This is a genomic window from Lysobacter antibioticus HS124 (genome assembly GCF_000336385.2).
Taxonomy (GTDB): Bacteria; Pseudomonadota; Gammaproteobacteria; order Xanthomonadales; family Xanthomonadaceae; genus Lysobacter; species Lysobacter firmicutimachus.
Genome location: NZ_HG424451.1, coordinates 1 through 17,769 on the forward strand (window position 1 = coordinate 1; position 17,769 = coordinate 17,769).

Annotated in this window: 15 protein-coding genes; 6 read left to right on the top strand and 9 right to left on the bottom strand. The window is 66.2% G+C overall.

From position 1 onward, the window contains the following. Window positions 1–420: 420 nt before the first annotated feature. Genes coaE through pilB form a run of 4 tightly spaced genes read right to left on the bottom strand, consistent with a single transcriptional unit; the run spans window position 421 to window position 4,948 of the window. Window positions 421–1,035 (bottom strand): dephospho-CoA kinase, encoded by a 615-nt coding sequence (gene coaE, locus TX83_RS02965; RefSeq protein WP_064746434.1) that lies wholly within the window; start codon window positions 1,033–1,035, stop codon window positions 421–423. Window positions 1,036–1,039: 4 nt separating this feature from the next. Further along, entirely contained in the window at window positions 1,040–1,927 is an 888-nt protein-coding gene (locus TX83_RS02970; RefSeq protein ID WP_064746435.1) for a prepilin peptidase, read from the bottom strand. Between the two features lie 21 nt (window positions 1,928–1,948). After that, the gene (locus TX83_RS02975; RefSeq protein WP_064746436.1) at window positions 1,949–3,220 is read right to left on the bottom strand and encodes a type II secretion system F family protein; all 1,272 of its coding nucleotides are present in this window, start codon (window positions 3,218–3,220) and stop codon (window positions 1,949–1,951) included. A gap of 3 nt (window positions 3,221–3,223) precedes the next feature. After that, a complete protein-coding gene (gene pilB / locus TX83_RS02980; protein WP_075574968.1) occupies window positions 3,224–4,948 on the bottom strand; it encodes a type IV-A pilus assembly ATPase PilB in 1,725 nt (574 codons plus the stop codon). Between the two features lie 134 nt (window positions 4,949–5,082). On the opposite strand from pilB, the gene TX83_RS02985 reads away from it, so the two are divergent. From TX83_RS02985 to TX83_RS03010, 6 genes are read left to right on the top strand one after another with little or no spacing between them, the layout of a single operon-like run. After that, window positions 5,083–5,934 (top strand): glycosyltransferase family 2 protein, encoded by an 852-nt coding sequence (locus tag TX83_RS02985; RefSeq protein WP_064746437.1) that lies wholly within the window; start codon window positions 5,083–5,085, stop codon window positions 5,932–5,934. A 14-nt stretch (window positions 5,935–5,948) separates the two neighbouring features. Continuing rightward, window positions 5,949–7,055, top strand: a complete 1,107-nt coding sequence (locus TX83_RS02990; RefSeq protein ID WP_064746438.1) for a UDP-N-acetyl glucosamine 2-epimerase — start codon at window positions 5,949–5,951, stop codon at window positions 7,053–7,055. Continuing rightward, window positions 7,046–7,891: a hypothetical protein gene (locus TX83_RS02995; protein WP_064746439.1), complete on the top strand. Its 846-nt coding sequence runs from the start codon at window positions 7,046–7,048 to the stop codon at window positions 7,889–7,891. The genes TX83_RS02990 and TX83_RS02995 overlap by 10 nt, the downstream gene beginning before the upstream one ends. Then, window positions 7,888–8,568, top strand: a complete 681-nt coding sequence (locus TX83_RS03000) for a hypothetical protein (protein WP_141233329.1) — start codon at window positions 7,888–7,890, stop codon at window positions 8,566–8,568. The genes TX83_RS02995 and TX83_RS03000 overlap by 4 nt, the downstream gene beginning before the upstream one ends. Continuing rightward, window positions 8,565–9,620: a hypothetical protein gene (locus TX83_RS03005; protein ID WP_141233330.1), complete on the top strand. Its 1,056-nt coding sequence runs from the start codon at window positions 8,565–8,567 to the stop codon at window positions 9,618–9,620. The genes TX83_RS03000 and TX83_RS03005 overlap by 4 nt, the downstream gene beginning before the upstream one ends. Further along, window positions 9,613–10,539 carry a lysylphosphatidylglycerol synthase transmembrane domain-containing protein gene (locus TX83_RS03010; RefSeq protein ID WP_064746442.1) on the top strand — a complete coding sequence of 309 codons (927 nt, stop codon included), beginning with the start codon at window positions 9,613–9,615 and terminating at the stop codon, window positions 10,537–10,539. Before TX83_RS03005 ends, TX83_RS03010 begins: the two co-directional genes overlap by 8 nt. A gap of 82 nt (window positions 10,540–10,621) precedes the next feature. Here the strand turns inward: TX83_RS03010 and TX83_RS03015 are convergent, their stop codons facing one another. The 5 genes from TX83_RS03015 to TX83_RS03035 all read right to left on the bottom strand — a co-directional run bounded on the left by TX83_RS03015 (window position 10,622) and on the right by TX83_RS03035 (window position 17,765). After that, window positions 10,622–12,514: a hypothetical protein gene (locus TX83_RS03015; protein WP_141233331.1), complete on the bottom strand. Its 1,893-nt coding sequence runs from the start codon at window positions 12,512–12,514 to the stop codon at window positions 10,622–10,624. 126 nt (window positions 12,515–12,640) lie between these two features. Further along, a complete protein-coding gene (locus tag TX83_RS03020; protein ID WP_064746444.1) occupies window positions 12,641–13,054 on the bottom strand; it encodes a pilin in 414 nt (137 codons plus the stop codon). A 372-nt stretch (window positions 13,055–13,426) separates the two neighbouring features. Continuing rightward, entirely contained in the window at window positions 13,427–13,858 is a 432-nt protein-coding gene (locus TX83_RS03025) for a pilin (protein WP_064746445.1), read from the bottom strand. A 772-nt stretch (window positions 13,859–14,630) separates the two neighbouring features. Continuing rightward, complete coding sequence (locus TX83_RS03030; RefSeq protein WP_064746446.1) at window positions 14,631–16,046, bottom strand: sigma-54-dependent transcriptional regulator; 1,416 nt, start codon at window positions 16,044–16,046, stop codon at window positions 14,631–14,633. 93 nt (window positions 16,047–16,139) lie between these two features. Further along, entirely contained in the window at window positions 16,140–17,765 is a 1,626-nt protein-coding gene (locus TX83_RS03035; RefSeq protein ID WP_064746448.1) for a sensor histidine kinase, read from the bottom strand. Between the last annotated feature and the right edge of the window lie 4 nt (window positions 17,766–17,769).

Consider the following 17,769-nt stretch of genomic DNA (forward strand, 5'->3'; position numbering starts at 1 on the left):
GCCGCGACCACGGGACGCGCAGAGAAATCAACGCCTTCGCTATTGATCGAAGCTACGAAACCGTAGCGCCGGCTTCTATGGACAAAAGCTTCAAAGCAAAGCTTCCGTCCGCAAGCGGCCGAGTCACTTTCTTTGTCCAAAGCGACAAAGCCCTACTGGATTTCCTTCGCTCAAAAGTAATCAAAGAAAACGCCATGGCGGTTTCGGATCAAAAGCCGCTATGGGACGTAGCGTGCGCAGGGCTGTTCCGCACCGGCCATCCTCGGCCTGGCTGCGCACGGCTCGCCTCCCTGTGGGCCGCCCTCCGGGGCTTCAGGGCATTCTCGCCAGGTCGATGCGACGCCAAGCTGTTACGGCAATTGCAATTGCAATTGCAATTGCAGCGGCAACGGCAAGAAAGCCGCGCCACGAGGGCGGCGGTCAGGCGTCGGCGGCGAGGGCGCGGTAGCGTCGGTCCAGCGCCGCTACCTGGGTCTGCAAGTCATCCAACGGGCCGTCGTTGACGATCACGTCGTCGGCGATCGCCAGCCGCGCCTCGCGCGTGGCCTGGGCGGCGATCATGCGTTGGGCCAGTTCGGCGTCGATGCGGTCGCGCTGCATGACCCGGGCCTGTTGCACCGCCACCGGCACGTCCACGACCAGGATGCGCTGCAGCCAGGGATAGGCCTCGCGTCCGCCGCCTTCGGCCAGTAGCGGAATCGCCGCCACCGCGTAAGGGCCGGGCGCCAGCCGGCATTGCCGTTGCAGCATTTCGCGCACGAGCGGGTGGACGATGGCTTCCAGCCGCTTGCGCGCGTGATCGTCGCCGAACACGCGTTGGCGCATCGCGGCGCGGTCCAGACCGCCGTCGCGATCCAGCACCTGGGCGCCGAAAGCCGAGACTATTTCGGCTAGGCCGGTGCTGCCGGCCGCGACTGCGGCGCGTGCGGACACGTCGGCGTCGGCGACCGCGATGCCGAGCGCCTCGAACCGCCGGGTGACCTCGCTCTTGCCCGAGGCCACCCCGCCGGTAATGCCGACGCAGAACCCGGCCATCGGCTCAGGCCAGGCCGGCGAAGCGCAGATAGGCTTGGAGCAGGGCGTCGCCGGAGAAGAACACGATCGCACCGGCGATGGCCAGGTAGGGGCCGAACGGGATCGGCACGCCCATGTCGCGCCCCCTCGTCGCCAGCCAGATCGAGCCGATCACGGCGCCGACCAGGGACGACATCAGGATGGTCGGCAGCACGCCCTTTAGCCCGACCCAGGCGCCGATCGCGGCGAGCAGCTTGAAGTCGCCGCCGCCCATGCCTTCGCGCGGGTCTTTGACCCGCTTCACCACGACCTGGTACTGCTTGTAGATCCAATTGACCAGCCACAGGCTGAGGTAGCCGGCGATGGCGCCGAGCACGGCCGGCTTGACTGGGAAGTACAGGTTGTCGCTGGCGGCGATGATGCCCAGCCACATCAGCGGCAGGGTCAGGTTGTCCGGCAGGTACTGGGTGCGCAGGTCGATGCCGGACAGGATGATCAGGAAGCTGGTGAAGACCATCGCCCCGAAGCCCTGCCAGCCGAAGCCGAAACGCGCCACGCAGGCCAGCATCAGCAGCATGGTGATCAGCTCGACCGCCGGGTACTGCATCGAGATCGGGGTCTTGCAGTGGCGACAGCGCCCGCGCAGCGCCAGGTAGCTGAACACCGGGATGTTCTCGTACCAAGACAACTGGTGCTTGCAATGCGGGCAATGCGAGCGCTCGACCACGATGCCGGGCGGCGGCGGGTCGTAGACCTCGGGCTGCTCCAGCGCCTCTCGTGCGTCCTTCTTCCATTCCCACTCCAGCCGCTTGGGCAGGCGCAGGATCACCACGTTGTAGAAGCTGCCCAGCAGCAGCCCGAAACCGGCCACGAGCGGATACCCGAGGCCGGGGTTCTGATCTAGAAATGCCATGCGGTCAGGATACTTCGCCGGTCAGATCGTCGCAGCAAGCTTGAAGATCGGCAGGTACATGGCCACGACCATGCCGCCGACGATCACGCCCAGAATGATCATGATCAGGGGCTCGAGCAGGCTGGACAGGGCGTCGACGGCGTTGTTGACCTCCTGCTCGTAGAACTCGGCGACCTTGACCAGCATGGTGTCGAGCGCGCCGGCCTCTTCGCCGATCGCGGTCATCTGGATCACCATGTGCGGGAACAGGTTGACCTGCTTCATCGCCATGTTGACCTGGTAGCCGACCGAGACGTCGTCGCGGATGCGGTAGACGGCCTTCTCGTAGACCACGTTGCCGGTGGCGCCGGCGACCGTGTCCAGGGCTTCGACCAAGGGCACGCCGGCACGGAAGGTCACCGCCAGGGTGCGGGCGAAGCGGGCGATCGCCGCGTTGTGCAGGATCTGCCCGACCACCGGAATCTTGAGCATGGCCCGGTCGAGGAAATGGGCGAAGGCCGGCGAGCGGTTCTTGGCCATGATGAAGGCGACGGCGGCGCCGATCACTCCCAGCAGCACCGCCCACCACCAGGCGATCATGAAATCGCTCATGCCGATCACCATCAGGGTGAAGGCCGGCAAATCGGCGCCGAAGCTCTTGAAGGTGGCCTGGAACTGCGGCACCACGAAGATCAGCAGGATCGCGCTGACCAAGATCGCGACCGCGACCACGGTGGCGGGGTAGAACAGGGCCTTCTTGATCTTGCCCTTGAGGGTTTCGATGTTTTCCTTGTAGGTCGCGACCGTGTCGAGCACGGTTTCCAGCACGCCGGCCGATTCGCCGGCCTTGACCAGGTTGCGGTACAGCTCGTCGAACTGGACCGGGTGCTTGGACATGGCCTCGTACAGCGACAGGCCGCTTTCCAGGTCGCCGCGTACCGCGTTGAGCAATTTCTTCATGCGCGGATTCTTATGGCCCTCGCCGATGATCTCCAGCGCGCCGACGATCGGCACGCCGGACTTCATCATGGTCGCGATCTGGCGGCTGAAGATGGCGATGTCGCCCGGGGCGATGCGCTTGCCGGCGGCGCCGAACAGCGGCTTGCCCTTGGGTTTGACCACGGTCGGGGTGATGCCCTGGCGGCGCAGCTCGGCGCGCAGCAGGTTGGCGTTCTTGGCCGCCTGTTCGCCCTTCATCTTGATGCCGCGCTTGTCGGTGCCTTCCCAGACGAACACGTCCAACGGGTTGGCGCGGCGTATCTGGGGCTGCGGTTGTTTGGTGGCGGCGCGAGTGGCGGATCGGGTCGCGGACATGGCTTAGTCCTTGGTTACGCGGTTGATTTCGGCCAGGCTGGTGACGCCGTTCATCACCTTGATCAGTGCCGAGCGACGCAGGTCGCGCACGCCCGAGCGCTGGGCGGCTTCGGCGATCTGCATCGCATTGCCGCCCTCGAGTACGATCGCCTGGATTTCTTCGGTCATCGGCATGACCTGGTAGATGCCGGTACGTCCTTTGTAGCCTTCGGTGCAGTCCGGGCATCCCGCCGGCTCGTACAGCTTGAAGCCGGAAGCGATCTCTTCGTGGCTGAAGCCTTCGGCGAGCAGCGCGTGTTCCGGCAGGTGCACCTCGCGCTTGCAGTCGTGCAGACGGCGGGCGAGGCGCTGGGCGATCACCAGAGTGACCGAGGAAGTGATGTTGTACGGCGCCACGCCCATGTTCATCAGTCGGGCGATGGTCTGCGGGGCGTCGTTGGTGTGCAGGGTCGACAGCACCATGTGGCCGGTCTGGGCGGCCTTGATGGCGATCTCGGCGGTTTCCAGGTCGCGGATTTCGCCGACCATGATCACGTCCGGGTCCTGGCGCAGGAAGCTGCGCAGGGCCGCGGCGAAGGTCATGCCGCGCTTGACGTTCATCTGCACCTGGTTGATGCCCGGCACGCGGATTTCGACCGGGTCCTCGACCGTGGAGATGTTGCGTTGCTCGTCGTTGAGGATGTTGAGCGCGGTGTACAGCGACACCGTCTTGCCCGAGCCGGTGGGGCCGGTCACCAGGACCATGCCGTAGGGCTTGACCACCGCGCCGACGAACAATTCCTTCTGATCGTCCTCGTAGCCGAGCTTCTCGATGCCCAGGCGGGCCGCGCTGCCGTCGAGGATACGCAGCACGATCTTCTCGCCGAACAAGGTCGGCAAGGTGCTCATGCGGAAGTCGATCTGCTTGGTCTTGGACAGGTTGAGCTTGATGCGCCCGTCCTGCGGCACCCGCTTCTCGGCGATGTCGAGCTGGGCCATGACCTTCAGGCGCGCGGCGATGCGCGCGTGCAGCTTGTTCGGCACCTTGGCGACCTGCTTGAGCAGGCCGTCGATGCGCAGGCGCACCCGGTACTCGGTCTCGTAAGGCTCGAAGTGGATGTCCGAGGCGCCCCGGCGGATCGCGTCGACCAGCACCTTGTTGACGAACTTCACCACCGGGGTGTCGTCGCCCTTGGCGTCGATGCCGCTGTCGCCGACGTTGGCGATGTCTTCGTCCTTGCCGATTTCGAGGGTTTCCAGGCCCTCGCCGTCGCCGACCGTGGTGGCGAGGTTGTCGGAACTCTCCAGCCAGCGGTCCAGGGTGCGGCGGATCAGCTCCTCGTCGACCAGGATGGCCTCGACCGCGGCGTTGGTCTGGAACTTGATCTCGTCCAGGGCGCCGGTGTTGGTCGGATCGGCCAGGCCGATGAACAGCTTGTTGCCGCGCTTGAACAGCGGCAGGGCGTTGTGCTTGCGGATCAGTTCTTCGCTGATCGCGCGCACGGCCGACTGGCTCGGGTCCATGGCCGAAGGGTCGAACAGGGGCACGCCGAACTCGATCGAGTTGGCGGCCGCCAGTTGCCCCGACGTGACCAGGCGTTGCTCGGCCAGATACGTGGCGATCGGTTTGCGGTCGGCGCTGGCCGCGGTCATGGCCTCGCGCGCCTTGACCTCGTCCAGGGCGCCGTCCATGACCAAGCGCCGGGCAATGCCGGTGATTCCCACCAGATTGGCAGTTGCGATGGACATTGCAGCCCTCAGTTTTCCCCACCCTGACTTTACCTGAATCTCAGCGGATGGCGAGCTGACCTGTGTCGCTATTCTGGAGCCGGGTGGTTTGAGCCCCAGCGCACACCGGCTATCCTGCGCCCTGGGGAGGTGACATGCACGTATCCGTAGTATTGCCGGCCAAGAACGAGTCGGAGGGGCTGGGCCGTACCCTGCCGATGTTGCGCCAGGTCCTGCCTGGGGCCGAGATCATCGTGGTCGACGACGGCTCGACCGACGACACCGCCGCGGTGGCGGCCGGGTTCGGGGCCCGGGTCCTGTCTTCGCCCTATTCGATGGGCAACGGGGCGGCGATCAAGCGCGGCGCCCGCGAGGCCCGTGGCGACGTCATCGTGTTCATGGACGCCGACGGGCAGCACGACCCCGCCCATATTCCGCTGCTGCTGGAACGTCTGGAGGCCGGCTACGACATGGCGGTGGGCGCTCGCAACGCTTCCGGTCAGGCCAGCGTAGGGCGGGGGGCGGCGAACGCGTTCTATAACCGCCTCGCCAGTTGGATGACCGGGCACTCGGTCCAGGATCTGACCTCGGGCTTCCGGGCGGTCCGCGCGGGCAAGTTCCGCGAGTTCCTGCACCTGTTGCCGAACGGCTTCAGCTACCCGACCACCAGCACGATGGCCTTCTTCCGCAGCGCCTATCCGGTGACCTACGTGCCGATCGACGTCGCGCGCCGGGTCGGCACCCAGAGCCATATCCGGCCGCTGCGCGACGGCGTCCGCTTCTTGTTGATCATCTTCAAGATCGCGACCTTGTACTCGCCGCTGAAACTGTTCGCCCCGACTGCCGTCGCCTTCACCCTGCTCGGGCTGGGGCACTACGCCTGGACCTACGCCATGCACGGCCGCTTCACGAACATGTCGGCATTGCTGCTCAGCGCGGCGGTGATCGTGTTCCTGATCGGGCTGGTGTCCGAGCAGATCACCAGCCTGACCTACCGCAAGGACTAAGGGCGGAGTATCCGGTGCTGGTTTACCTCGTAGGGACCAAGGCGCAGTACATCAAGATGGCTCCGGTGATCCGCGAGACCATCGGGCAAGGGGTCGACTATGCGCTGATCCTGACCGGCCAGCACCGCGAAACCTTCGACGAGCTGCAGCGCAATTTCGGCCTGCCCGACCCCGACCTGGTGCTGGTGCCGGGCGAAGAGGCCAAGGACCGGTTGTCCCTGCTGGCGTGGGCGGTCAAGGCCTGGCGCCGCGCCGGCTCCCCGGAACTGCGCCGCATCTGGAGCCGGACCAGCGCGGTCGTGGTCCACGGCGACACGGCTTCCACCCTGCTGGGGGCGATGATCGGCCGGCGGTTTTCGCTGCCGGTCGCGCACGTCGAGGCCGGTCTGCGTTCGTTCGACATCTTCCATCCTTTTCCGGAAGAACTGATCCGGGTCGCGGTGTCCAAGGTCGCGACCCTGCACCTGTGCCCGGATCCGGTGGCCATGGCGAACCTGGATCGGGTCCGCGGCGAGAAGCTCATGACTCAGGGCAACACCTTGGTCGATGCGATGCGACTGGCGGTGGCCGCCGAAGCCGACGCCGGACCCCCGACCGAAGAGGCGCCTTATGCGGTGTTCTCGATGCACCGCCAGGAAAACCTGTTCAATCGCGACCGGCTCGATCGCGCGCTCGGCGTCCTGCAGGCCCTGGCACGGGACGTCATGCCGGTGCGCTTCGTGCTGCATCCAGTGACCCGGCGGCGCCTTGAGAAACTGGGTTTGCTGAGCCAAATCGGACAGTGGTCGGGGGTGACGCTGGTCGACCGGATGGACTTCCTGTCGTTCGGCCGGCTGATTCGCGGCGCCCGCATGGTGGCCACCGACGGCGGCAGCAACCAGGAGGAATGCGCGATGTTGGGCATCCCCTGCGTATTGCTGCGCCAAGCGACCGAGCGGCCGGACGGTTTGTCGGATTCGGTGTTGCTGGCCGACCTCGACGCGGACAAGATCAAGCGGTTCGCACAGCGTGCCGCCGACGAGCCCGGACGGATCAAATCATTGCCAGCCGCGTCGCCGAGCCGGGAAATCGTAGCCGCACTGCGCGGCTATCTGAGCGAGCGTCCCGGTCGATGCGCCTGACCGTTCGCTTCGATGTCGACACCTGGTCGTGCGCCCATCGCGGCATGCCCTTCTTGATGGATTTCGCCCAACGCCTGGAGGCGGAGTTCTGCTTCATGGTGAACATGGGGCGCGCGGTGTCCCGCGGCCTGCATTTGCGCAAGCTGGTCCGTTCGTCGTCCCCGGCCAACGTCAGCGAAGAGCGGGTGGACAAACTGGGCTCGATGCAGCGCATGGGGGTGTCCGGCTATCTGAGGACGGCTTTGCTCAATCCCGAAGTCGGCCTCACCGCCGGCGCCATCCTGCAACGGGCCGGGCGCGAAGGTCATGTGCTCGGCCTGCATGGCGGACGCAATCACGGCGAATGGCAGTGGGGAGCGCAGAATTGGAGCGGCGAGCGTCTGCGCGACGAAGTCCTCTGGGGCTTGCGGGCGTTCGAGCGGGTCGGTCTGGAACACCCGCGCCGGTTCTCTTCGCCGGGCTGGAACTCGCCCTCCGGCCTGCCCGCGGTGTTGGCGCAGTGCGGATTCGAGGAACTGCACGATCGCCATGAGCCCGGCATTCCCATCGACACGGTCGCGAGCGGCGGCATCCTGCGCGAAATCAATACCGCGTTCGCCGGCGAGCCCGGCGGCGTGGGGTACTTCGAAAGCTGCCTGGTGCGCGGGGTGGACGCCGCCAGCGCGGCCGAACGCATCGTTTCCAAATTGCGGTCCGGGCCTGCGGCGCATGCGGTGGTCTACGACCATCCGGTGTTCTGCGCCGGTATCGGCCGCGATCTGTTCTGCTCCACGTTGCTGGCCTTGCGCGAACGCGGCGTCGGCTTGATTGGCTATGCCTCGGGGAAACCGGCATGAAATCTCATCATTGGGACGCGTTGTTCGACAGCAATATCGAACTGTATCGGGGCGCCAGGCCGAAGCGGGCCGAGCGGGTGCTGGAATTTCTCCGCGACATCGACTTGATGCCTGCCTCGGTGCTGGAAATGGGCGCGTTCAGCGGCAAGGACATCCGCTACCTATCGGAGAAACTGCCGCAGACGCTCTGCTGCAGCCTGGACAAGGAACGGGGCGTGTTCGATCGCGCCGCATCCGCGGCCACTTCCTGCGTGGTGGCCGATGCCTTCCACATGCCGTTCAGGGACTCGGCATTCGAAATCACCTTCCACAGCGGCTTGATCGTGGTGTTCGACGACCGTCAATCCGCGAAGATCGTCGAGGAGCAGCTTCGGGTCACCTCCGGCTACGCGTTCGTTTTCGCCCATAATCGCTGGAACTTCATCGATGTGCTCGTCTCCGCGGCGAAGCGGCTTCGCGGCAATTCCCTGTTCCGCTATCGTCGTTTCACGAAAGGCCTGCTGCGCGGGATGGTTCCCGACAATGGGGCCCTGGTCCGCATCGAGTACGTCGACAACATGCTCGTGAACGCGACACGGCGGCGTGCGCCGAAGCTCGTGGGCGTCGTTTCGCGCATGGCCGGGTTCGCCGACGCAGTGTTGTGCAACGAAATATTGATGATCGTCAAGGCGAAATGAAGCACATCGTTCTCGGCGGGCGTGCGAACGGGCTGGGGATCGCCAGGGCATTGCAGCGCGAGGGCTTCCGGTGCGACGTAGTGGATCTGGACTCGCGCGCCGTCTGCAGCGTGTCCCGCGCGGTAGCGCGCTTCCATCGGCCCGAGCCGACGGACGACGCAGTCAACGCCTTGATGCTTTCGCTGCTGGCCGATGGCGGCGGCGTGCTCTATTCCACCGATGATCGATGGAATGCCTATGTCGCCCGCAATCGCGCGACGCTGCAGGCGGCCGGCGCGAGGTTTCCTTTCGCTGGCATTGCGGCCATCGAGCGCGTAGCCGACAAGCTCGCTTTGGCCCAGTTGGCGGCCGATGTGCCGGAAACCCGGCTGTACGCCGGAAGCGAGCCCGGTCGCGATTGGATCGTCAAGCCGCGCCATCCGTTTACGGGCTTCGAGATACGCAAGAAGGGCGCCGGCGCGGGCGAGATCGAGCAGGGGTATCGGGCCGGCGAAGAATTCGTCGTCCAAAAACGCTTGAGCGCGCCGCTGGGCGGGCACTTGTCGTTATGCGGCTTGCGCACCGATACGGTGATCGGCAGCGTGGTCTATGCCAAGGCGCTGGAGTATCCGCATCCCGGGGGAACTTCCACGCTTTCGGTGATCCATGAGCGCGCAGAGTTGCATCGCGAGCTGCTGGAGCGCGGCGCGGCGCTGCTGACCGAGCTGGACTATCAGGGGATGTTCGAGATCGAATTCATTCGCTGCTCCCAGAGCGGCCGCTTGTTCGTCATCGACGTGAACCTTCGGTTCTGGCTCCAGCACGAGCTGGCCCGTCTGTTGGGCATCGACTACGCCAATCTTTACCGGCGCTGGCTTTCGGGCGAGGCGGTAGGCGAGCCGGAGCGGTTGCCGGGCTCCGTGGCTTGGGTTCACGAAGGCTTCCCCCTGTCCTTGTTCTCCGACTGGCGCGATTCATTGGCGGCCGTCGGACACTTGCTGACCCGGCGCTGGATGTGGGCGCATTGGCGGTGGAACGATCCCCGGCCTTTCGCGAGGTTCCTGGGTGTTTAAGCATCCCTGGCTACGCGCTTCGCTGTTCTTCGCCGCCCTTGCGGGGCTGTTTGCGTATGGCTGGCACAACCCTCAGGTGGTGCAGCGGGCGTTGGCTTTCGGCTGGGGCAATGTCGGGGTTCTGGCCTTGTCGTACGTGGCGGCGCAGGGCTTGAATGCGTGGATTCTCAAGGCGGGCCTGGAGCCGCCTTATCGGGGCATCGGCTGGTCCGACGCGGCCGGCATCAACATGACTTCGTCGCTGGCCGGCTATCTGACCCCGTTTCGGTTGGGGGGGATGGGCTCACGACTGGTGATCCTGCGCCTCAAGTACGCGGTGGCACCCGGGTACGCCGTCGGCCAGTTCCTCCTGGTCACATTGCTGACGATCGGTCTCAGCGCGGTCCTGTTCGTCGCGGCGGTGCTCCTCCACGGAGGCGACGTTCTGGTCCGCTACCGGGCGCCGGTGTGGCTCATGGCCGCCGTCGCCGTTGGGGTGGCGTTGACTTGCGCAGCCTTGCTTCATGCGCGCAGCTACGCGTTCCTGCGTTCGTGGCTGCCACCCGCACTGGTCGGGGTGCACGAGGCGATGGCCCGGCCGTGGCGTTGCCAGGCTAAGATCTTGCTCTTGTTGATCGCGTTCTTCGTGCTGCAAGTGCTGCAAACGCAATGGTTGCTGCATGCGGTCGGGCTGCGCGGGGATTGGGTGTTCTCGATCCTGGTCTGCGCGCTGGCCAATCTGATGTTGGTCCTCAGCGTGACCCCGGCGAACCTGGGGGTGAAAGAGGCGCTGCTGGGATCGCTCGCGTTCGTTTTTTTGGTGGACGAGCAGGCTTTCATCGGCGCCTTGCTGGTCGACCGTTTCGTGCAGTTGGGCGTACTGGCTCTGGGGACGGCCGCCTATGCCTGGTCCGCCGGGCGAGATCCCGGCGATACCTGAAGGGCGGGGCGCAAGGGCGCATGCGTTGCCTGCGTCATCGCCCGCGCGGCCGCCCGCGAGTAACGGGCGCCGCGCCGAGTCGTCAAAGCTTGGCCAGCAGGGCTTCGGCCTTGGCCAATTCCGCCTGTCCCGTCTTGTCGTAGGGCTTCATGTGCTGACGTAGCGTGACCACCAGGTGTTCGGCTTCCGGCTTCATGCCGCGCCCGGCGTAGATCTGCGCCAATAGGACTCCGACCGGGAGATCGCCGCTGGCATTCCAAGCCAGCTCGGCCTGCTTCTGCGCCTGGGCGATATTGCCGGCTTGGAGATAGGTTTCGGCGGCGAGGAAGCGGGTCAGCCATTTGGCGCGGGCGGTATCAGGCTGATTGGCGGCGCGGTCGAGGATAGAGGCGACGGCATCGGCGACATCGGCATTGGTGAGTTCGCCGCACCCCTGCTCGCGGACCACGCGCGCCAACAAGCGTAACGCGGGCACTTCCGAGCTGCTGAGGCTTGGACGCGCATAACTGATAGCGTGGCGCAATTCGCCTTTGGTGACCGGCTTGCGGCTGATGCAGTCCAGCGTGACCCAGCTGATCCGGCCGACCGCCTGGACGCGCGGGTGCTTGCTGGCCACCAGGTCGGCGAAAGCGTCGTAGGAGCCTTGCAGATTGCCTTGGCGCATCGAAATGGTGGCCCGGGTGAGTTGCGCGCGCAGCGACCCTGGATGATGTTTCAGCCCCTGTTCCAGGATCGTGTCTTCGGCCTGCCAGACATTGGCCCGGCCCAGGGTGCCCATGGCGAAGGCGGCGGCGAAGCCGCCGGCGATGAGGAAGCCCAGTTGCTTGGGGCTGAACACGTTGAGCGGCAGGTCCTCCGGCAACAACGCGGTCAAGCCGACCACGGCGAGAATCAGGCCGAAGCCAGGCAGGTAGTTGCGGTGCTCGAAATACAGTTCCAGCGGCAGGATGCCGGATTCGACCGAGTGCGCAACCAGGAAGAAGAACCAGCCGGCGAAAAAGCTCGGCGCGCGCTTGCGCAATTTGATCGCCAAGGCGCTGATCAGCAGCAGCGCCAGGATCGATGCGGCCGTCGTCGCCGGCGAGAAGAGGCCGGTCGAGGCGGCGAAGTCGTCGGTGTACAGGCCCATCAACGGCGTACGCGGGACCAACAGGGTGCCGACGTAATCCATCAACGCGCGCGACTGCGTCAGCAGGCGTTCGGCCAGGGTGAAGTCGCGTTCGGAATAGCTGCCGATCAGCTTGTCGGGCGCCAGGAACAGCGCGGCGAACACGGCGATGGCGGGCAGCGCCAGGAACACCCCGAAGAAGGCTTGGCGCACGCGCTTGTGTTCCGGCCGGGCGAGGAAGTAGGCCAGCTCGATCACCAGGCACAGCGCCGGAGCGACGGCAGCGTTCTCCTTGCTCATCAGGCCGGCCGCGACGAACAGCGGAAACAGCAGGAACAAGCCCGGCACTGCGAGACCGAGCCTGCCGGCGGCCAACTGGCGCCGTGCGGCCAGATAGGTCCAAAGCGAGGCCAGGACGAACAAGGTGCTCAGTTGCGCCATGCGCTGCACCGAATAGAGCACGGTGCTGGCGTTGATCGGATGCAGCAACCACAGGCCGACCACGACGCTGGCGAGCAGATCCGCGCGCGGCGCCAGCCTCGCGTCTTCGGCCAACAGGCGACGGATGACCTGCCATCCGACCAAGCCGCACAGCAGATGGACGATCAGGTTACCGAGCTTGTAGGCGAACGTCGTATGGCCGCCGAAGTAGGCGCTGAGGACGAAGCTTCCCATCGAGACCGGCCGGCCGAGCAAGCCGGATTCGTTGCCGAACACCACCGCTTGCCAGGTCGTGTCGCCGGCCAGCCAACGCTGGATCGGTTCCAGGTTGGGCTGGTCGTCGAAAATGAAGGGGCCGGACAAGCCGGCCCAATAGACGACCGCGGTGAGCACCATCGCGGCCAGCAGCACTACTCGAGCGGGCATAGTCCGTTCCGAAAAATTGAACCCCGGGCAGACTATACGGAGCGCATGCTGTTCTGCCGAGTGCCGCGCGGTCGTCGAGTGACTCCCGCCCCGTTTTTCATCCGCACTCAGGTCGGTGTTTGACTCTTAGCGGCATTCCGCGGGCACCAGCGTCAGATTGGTGCCTGCCGCCACGCTGCAGTCCCACTCCAGTCGGCCGGCCGAAGCGGCCGGACGCAGGGTGAACGTCACCGCGTTGCTGTTCTGCGGCGAGGACACGGCGGTGATCACCCCGTTGGCGCCAATAACGACGCTCGCGCAATAGCTCGATGCGATGAAGCTGTAGCCCGTGTTGGTAGCGGTGACCGCTGCGAGGCTGCCGCGGTCTTGCGCGGTCTCCGCTACCGCCAGCTTGGCGGCGGCGGCGACGTTGAGGCATTCGGAGTTCTTGGTCCGGGTGGTGTAGTCCAGATAGCCCGGCAAGGCGATGGCGATCAGGATGCCGAGGATCGCGATAACGATCATCAGCTCGATCAAAGTAAAACCCTTTTGCGGCTTCATTACGGTGTCCCCCTGGAGTTTGGCTGTGGCCCGCGTCGGCCGCGATCGGTCCGTCGGCGATCTTGCTCCGTGGTACGCGATACCCATTTGGCAAGCATGCTCTGTGCCAATGCCGCGCGGCAGAAGATGTGATTGGGGGATTAAGAGTGACGAAAGTCGCTATTTTTCTCGGCGTGACTCAAGTCCGCCGATGAGCGGTACTTAGTGGTGCGTAAGCGGTTGCTGCTGGCATGAACCGATTCGCGAACGCGACTGCAGGGCGTCAGGGGGCGGGGGCGGCGGCGATCGCGATTGTCCGCGGAGTCGAGTGCGCAAAACAAAAGGCCCCGGCTTGCGCCGGGGCCTTCGTTGAAGCAGGCGGTAATCAGACGATTACGGGCGGCACTCGGCCGGGACCTGCGACATCTTGGTGCCGGCCGGAACCGAGCAGTCCCACTCGACGCGACCAGCGTCCAGAGTCGGGGCCAGGGTGAATGCCACCTGCGCACCGCCGGTGCCCGGGGTGTCGCCATCGGTGGTCGCGGTGATCACGCCGGTGCCGTCCTCGATGATAACGCTCGTGCAGTAGCTCGAAGCGACGAAGCTGTAACCGGTGTTGGCCTGGGTGACCTGGGCCAGCGAGCCACGGTCCTGAGCGGTTTCCGACACGGCCAGCTTGGCGGCGGCGGCGACGTTCAGGCACTCGGCGTTCTTGGTGCGAACGGTGTAGTCCTGGTAGGCCGGCAGGGCGATGGCGATCAGGATGCCCAGGATCGCGATGACGATCATCAGTTCGATCAGGGTAAAGCCTTGCTGCTTCTTCATGGTGTATCCCCTAGGAGTGATTGAGTTGCTTCACGTGCCGGCAGGTCCGGTGTTCGGTCCTTCGGCAGCCGTGCGTGCCGCACGTGCACCAGGGAGTACGCATAACCCATGCCAACCGCGTGGCTGCGAAGGCCCCGGTCAGAAACTGGTAGCGAGGTCACGTATCGCTACCCGGAGCGGTCGTGCGGAGTGACGCGGAAGGTCAGTCACAAGGCCTTCACGGTGACCAAATGTGTCAGGTTAAACATTCGCCGTTAAAAAGCGTGAGCCTGATCGCGCAATGGATTCGCGCCTTGCAGGCGATCAGCTTGAGCTCGGCGCGCGATTTCGATGTTGCATTCGCGAATCGTGATTTGAATCGCATTTCACGCGCCCTGCCGGTGTCCGGAGGCGAGTGGATTTGCCGTATCCACCGGCTCGACGCTGCGCCGGAGAGCGGCGTTCGAACGCAAGCGCGGCAGCCGTCGCGACCCGGTGCGCCGCCGGCGTCGCCGAGCGTGGCCGCGAATGTACAAGTACGGTGGTGGACACGGAGCGGAGAGCGGTGTTGCTCTAGCGCGCCGGGGGCGGCGCAAGGCGTGGTGTCGGCGTCGGGTACGCCGGCGATGCTCGCAGGAGGCGGGTCGTCGCAACAGAGACGGAAGACGGCGGGCAAGGCTCCGGCGTCCTCGCCGCGAGCCCGGTTCGTAGGCGCCGGATGCTCCCGCAACGTTGCGGACGAAACGCGGCGGTCAGTATCGGGTCCGCGGCGACCGGCCACGGACCGTCGGCATCAGTCGATGCCGAGCTTCTTGAGCTTGTAGCGCAGGGCGCGGAACGTGATGCCCAGCGCCGCGGCCGTGCGGGTCTTGTTGTAGCGGTTTTCCTGCAATGCCTGCTGGATCGCCGCGCGCTCGATCTCCTCGATGTACGAGGGCAGGGCGCTGGTGGCGGTGTCGCGCGGATTGAGCGTGCGCGGATCGACGGCGGCGGCGGCCGCTGCGGTGGGCGCGGCGCTGCCGGCGTTCGCGCCGGCGTCGGCCGGGACGCCTTGGGTCGCCAGGCGCGGCAGGCGCAGGTCGCCGGCGTTGAGCACTTCGCCTTCGGCCAGGGCCAGGGCGCGTTCGAGGATGTTCTCCAGTTCGCGCACGTTGCCGGGGAAGCCGTAGGCGCGCAGCGCTTCCAGTGCGTCGTCGCCCAGGCGCGGCACCAGCCGGCCCTGATTGCCGGCCAGGCGCTGCAGGATCTTGGCGGCCAGGCCGGGCAGGTCGTCGAGGCGCTCGCGCAGCGGCGGCACGCGCAGCTCGATAACGTTGATGCGGTAGTACAAGTCCTGGCGGAAGCGGCCGTCGGCGACCAGCGCGGCGAGGTCCTTGTGGGTCGCCGACAGGATGCGCACATCGACCACCACTTCGGCCTGCGCGCCGACCGGGCGGATCGACTTTTCCTGGATCGCGCGCAGCAGCTTGACCTGCATCGGCAGCGGCAGCTCGGCAACCTCGTCGAGGAACAGGGTGCCGCCGTCCGCGGCCTGGAACAGGCCGGGCTTGTCGGCGTGGGCGCCGGTGAAGCTGCCCTTCTTGTGGCCGAAGAATTCGCTTTCCATCAGCTCGGCCGGGATCGCGCCGCAGTTGACCGGCACGAACGGGCCGTCGGCGCGGCCGCCTTCGGAATGTATGGTCCGGGCGACCAACTCCTTGCCCACGCCGGATTCGCCGGCGATATAGACCGGCGCCTGGCTGCGCGCGACCTTGGCCAGGGTCTGGCGCAGCTTGATCATCGCCGGCGATTCGCCGTACAGGCGCGAGCCGACCGCTTCGCTGGCGCTGCGGCGGGTATCGTTGAGCTCCAGCGCGTGACGCACGAGATCGCGCAGCACGGCCAGGTCGACCGGCTTGGCGACGAAATCGAACGCGCCGGCCTTGAGCGCTTCCACCGCCGCTTCGACGTTGCCGAAGGCGGTGATCATCGCGACCGGGGTATTGGGGTATTTCTGACTGATTTCGGCGACCAGCTCCATGCCCGAGCCGTCGGGCAGGCGCATGTCGGTCAGGCACAAATCGTAACGATTGCGCAGCAGCTGACTGCGCGCCTCGCCGATGCCGGACGCGGTGTCGCAACGCAGGCCCATACGGCCCAAAGTCATGACGAGCAACTCGCGAATGTCGCGCTCGTCGTCGACTACCAATGCACTACGGGTTTCAGCCATGGGCCCTCCACCGACCACGATATCTTAACGTGGCGGTGGCGGCCAAGCATGGCGTGCTTGAATATGTCCGGAATGGGATGCGCAGCGGTACGGTCAACGCGTCGGCAAAGCGCTGGAACCGGCGAGGCGGATGCGGAAACAGCCGCCGCCGCCCGGCACCGGGACATAATCCAGCGAGGCTTGATTGGCCCGGCAAAGCTCCCGCGCGATATACAGCCCCAGGCCGGTGCCGTGGCTGGAGGTGGTGAAGAACGGCCGGAACAGGCGTTCGGCGACCGAGTCGGGAATGCCCGGGCCGCGGTCCAGCACGTCGATCGCCGGCAGGCCGACGTCGTCGAAATAGACGTTCACAGTGACGCGCGCCGGTTGCCCCGGCATGCGGCCGTAGGTCAGGGCGTTGTGCACCAGCACGGTCAGCGCCTGGTGCAACTGGCGCGGGTCGACCATGGTTTTGACGCGGTGCTCGGGTCCGGTCGCGCGCAAGGTATCCTGTTCGATCGGGTGGCTGGCGCGGTATTCGTCGACGAACTGGCGCACGAACCCCATCAGCTCCACGTGCTCGGGCTTGGCCGGTTCGCGCCGGGCCATGCCCAGCACGTTCTCGACGATGCCGTTCATGCGCACGCCCTGCTGGCGCACGATCTCGAGCAGGCGACGGTCGGAGACGGCGATGTCGCGGGACTCTTCCAGCAACTGCACGGCGTAGTTGATCGCCGCCAGGGGGTTGCGGATCTCGTGCGCCAGGCTCGCCGAGAAGCGGCCCAGCGCGGCCAGGGTGATCGATTCGGCGTGACGCGAGACCAGCGAGGTGTCGTCGAGGAAAATCAGGGTCTGGTCGCTGCCGGCGAGCAGGCGGGTGAAGCGCGGCACCACTTCCGGCAGGTCGGGGGCGAGCTGCATCGGGCTCTCGTCGGGCCGGCCTTCGGTGCGCCAGCGGCTCAGCCGCCGCGCCAACTCGGGCGCGGCCAGGGCCAGCACCCGATGGCCGTGGCGCGGGCCGTCGTACTCGCCGCTGTCGCCGAGCAGCAGCATCGCCGCCTCGTTGGCCAGGCGCAGCCGGCCCTCGCCGTCGACCAGCAGCACGCCGGTCCGCATGCGGCGGATGATCAGCTCGTTGACCTCGGCGTAGTTGGCCGCCTCGGCGCCGCGCCGCTCGGCCAGTTCCTGGCTCTCGCGCATCTGCCGGCCGAGCGCGCTGGTGAGCAGGGCGATCGACAGGTAGGCCAGGGCGAACATGATCGGCTCGGCGATGGTCCGGCTCAGGCTTTCGCCGCCGATCCAGTTCCAGACCCATTCGCCGATCAGCCCGGCGCAGGCCAGCACCGCGGCGCCGATGCCGTAGCGCGCCCGCAGCAGCAGGGCCGCGGCGCCGACGTTGAACATCAGCATCAGGGCGATGCCGGTGCCGGCGCCGGGCAGGGCGTGGATGGCCAGGATGCCGAAGAACAGGTCGCTGGCGATGCCGGAGAAGACCTGGGCGCGCAGCTCGCCGCGGCCGTTGAACAGGAACAGCAGGCCGGCGATGAACAGGTAGGCCAGGGCCAGCGAGCGCGCGAACAGGTCGTGGCGCGGCGTGCCGATCAGGTTCTCGACCGGGCCGAACAGGAAAAACACCAGCAGCGCGGCTTCCAGAAGCCGGTAGAGTGTGAAGAAGTAGAGTTCGCGCCGGAGCGCGAGATCGGCATCGGCCGGACTGGAAGGGGCGAGACCTGACGGCAAGCGG